We start from the raw sequence: 2,818 nt of genomic DNA, 5'->3' as shown, positions 1-2,818 counted from the left end.
CTCGCCGACGCCCCCACCGTCCCCGTCATCCACTCCGCCGACTACCTCGACCACCGCACCCGCATCCTCGGCGCCGAGCACATCACCGTCATCGGCGCCGGCCAGTCCGGCGCCGAGGTCTTCCTCGACCTCCTGCGCCACCGCCCCGCCGGCCGCGAACGCCTCACCTGGCTCGCCCGCACCGCCTCCTTCGCCCCCATGGAGTACTCCAAGCTCGGCCTGGAACACTTCACCCCCGACTACACCCGCTACTTCCACGCCCTGCCCGAATCCGTCCGCGACACCCTCGTCCCCGCCCAGTGGCAACTCCACAAAGGCATCGACACCGGCACCATCAACGCCATCCAGACCGAGCTCTACCGCCGCACCCTCGACGGCGGCTGGCCCGACACCGTCCTCACCCCCGGCGTCACCGTCCGCACCGCCGGCCGCCTCGCCACCACCAAGGTCGAACTCCACCTCGAACACACCCAGCAAGGCACCCGCTCCCGCCTCACCACCGACGCCGTCGTCCTCGCCACCGGCTACCGCGAACGCCCCCTCGGCCGCCTCCTCGCCGGACTCGACCCCTACATCCGCAAGGACTCCTCCGGCCGCCCCCGCATCGACGACCGCCACCGCATGGTCCTCGACCCCACCGTCACCGGCACCGTCTTCGTCCAGAACGCCGAACGCCACACCCACGGCGTCGGCGCCCCCGACCTGGGCCTGGCCGCCTGGCGCAGCGCCTCCATCCTCAACACCCTCACCGGCAAGGAGCCCTACCCCCAGCCCGAACGCTGCGCCTTCACCACCTTCGGCCTCGACCAGCGGGAGCAGAGCCGGCCCCGGACCCCCGGCACCCTGCTCCCCCTGGTCGAACACCCCTGAACCAGCCAGGGGCTACGGCAGCACCGGCACCCCCGCCCGCGTCAGCCGCCAGTCCACCGACGCGAACTGCGCCGGATCCACCGTCCCCTTCACCTTCACCCACTGGATGATGGTGTTACGGATCTCGTCCGAGTTCGCCCACAGCTGCCGGGCCTTCGGCACGTGCGGGAACGCCCCGCCACCCGAGGCCCGGTAGTTGTTCACCGCCAGCACGAACTGCGCCGCCGGATCCACCGGCCGGCCCTGGAACGCCAGCCCCACGATCCGCGACCCCACCGGCTGCGCGATGTCCACGTCGTACGTCACGCCGTACACCGCGTCATAGTTGTAGTCCGGGATGTTCTCGGCATTCGTCAGCTTCGCCGGATCCACCGGAGCACCCGGCGCCGTCTGCACGTAGTACCGCGCCGAGTACTCCAGATAGTCCTTCAGCTGCGCACCCGTCAGCAGCCGCGCCTCCAGCGTGTTCTCGAACGGGTACAACCCCGCCGCATCCCGGATCGTCACCTGCCCCGCCGGGATCGACGCCGTCCGCGAGAAGCACGAAGCCTGCGACAGCACCGGCAGCTGCGCCCACTCCGAACCCGCCAGCGCCCCCTTCACCGTCTCCGCCTGCACATGGTTGATCAGATCGATGATCGGCACGTCCTTGACCGGCCCCTCCGCCGACGACATCGCCTGCGTCGACGTACCGATCACCTGGTTCACGTACGCCACCACCTTGCGGTGCTCGTCCGACAGCAGCCGCACGATCGCCGGGTCCTCGGCCACCGTGTTCGAGTTCAGCACCCGCGCCGCCACCTTCTCCACCGTCCACCGGCCCCGCGCCCAGCACAGCTCGAAGTCGAACAGCGTCAGCCGCTGCCCCCACTTCAGCGGCTCCGACAGCACCACGTCCTTGCCGGTCGCCTTGTTCCTCACCCGGTACTCCGGGATCTCCGTGTGCGCGTGCCCCACCAGGATCGCGTCGATCCCCGGCACCTGCTCCGCCACCAGACCCGCCGCGTTCTCGACGTACGGCAGCTGGTCACCGTACGACGACGTACCGCTCGACCCCGAGTGCGCCGACACGATCACCACGTCCGCGCCCATCGACCGCAGCCGCGGCACGTACTTCGCCGCCTGCTCCTCCAGCCCCGGGAAGGTCATCTTCCCCTGGACGTTCGCCTTGTCCCAGATCGCGATCCCCGGGTTCGTCAGCCCCAGCACCGCCACCTTCACGTCCCGCCCGTGCGGCGTGCGCAGCCGGTGCATGCTGTACGGCGCGAACGCCGGCCGCAGCGTCCGCGCGTCCAGCGCGTTCGCCCCCAGCAGCGGGAAGTCGCACTGCTCCTCGAACTTCCGCAGCACCGGAATGCCGTAGTTGAACTCGTGATTGCCCAGCGCCGCCGCGTCGTACCCGATCGCGTTCATCGCCTGCGCCATCGGGTGCACCGGACCCCGGCGCGCCGTGATCGGGTCCACCTTGGCGTAGTAGTACGACAACTGGGTGCCCTGGATGGTGTCACCCGCATCGATCAGCAGCGTGTTGCGCCGGCCCTTCTCCGCCCGCACCTGGTTCACCAGCGTGGAGATCTTCGCCAGCCCGACGTCGTTGTGCGCCTTGTCGTCGAACTCCTTGTCCGTGAAGTAGTCCCAGTTGAAGACGTTGCCGTGCAGATCGGTGGTCCCCATCACCGTGAACGAGTACGTCCGCGCGGACGCGGCCCCGCCCCCCTCGGACCCGCCCTGCGCCGCGGCCGCCGGGGCACCCGCGGCCCCCGTCAACGCCACGGCCGCACCCGTCGCGGCCGAACTCCCCAGAAACGTCCTACGGTCGAACGCCATGCCATCTCCCCTTGTGAGGCGTCTTCGAGCGCGCCGATGAGTACGACGCGCGTAGATTCTGACCCACCGGTAACAAGCCGCAACACCCCGGTCCGGATTCGATCCCGCCACCCCCCACGCC

At 70.0% G+C, this 2,818-nt stretch carries 2 protein-coding genes; one reads left to right on the top strand and one right to left on the bottom strand.

Annotation, left to right across the window (positions count from 1 at the left end; genetic code table 11):
- Positions 1–870, top strand: an 870-nt coding sequence (locus tag EF918_RS34370; RefSeq protein WP_185922068.1) for a SidA/IucD/PvdA family monooxygenase, incomplete at its 5' end; no start/stop codon positions are given.
- 12 nt (positions 871–882) lie between these two features.
- Here EF918_RS34370 and EF918_RS34365 read toward each other — a convergent pair.
- Positions 883–2,697 (bottom strand): bifunctional UDP-sugar hydrolase/5'-nucleotidase, encoded by a 1,815-nt coding sequence (locus tag EF918_RS34365; protein ID WP_125652792.1) that lies wholly within the window; start codon positions 2,695–2,697, stop codon positions 883–885.
- Between the last annotated feature and the right edge of the window lie 121 nt (positions 2,698–2,818).

The organism is Streptomyces sp. WAC06614 (assembly GCF_003949795.1).
GTDB lineage: Bacteria > Actinomycetota > Actinomycetes > Streptomycetales > Streptomycetaceae > Streptomyces.
Note: the sequence above shows the minus strand (reverse complement) of the source record. Positions and strands in the feature narration are given on the sequence as shown.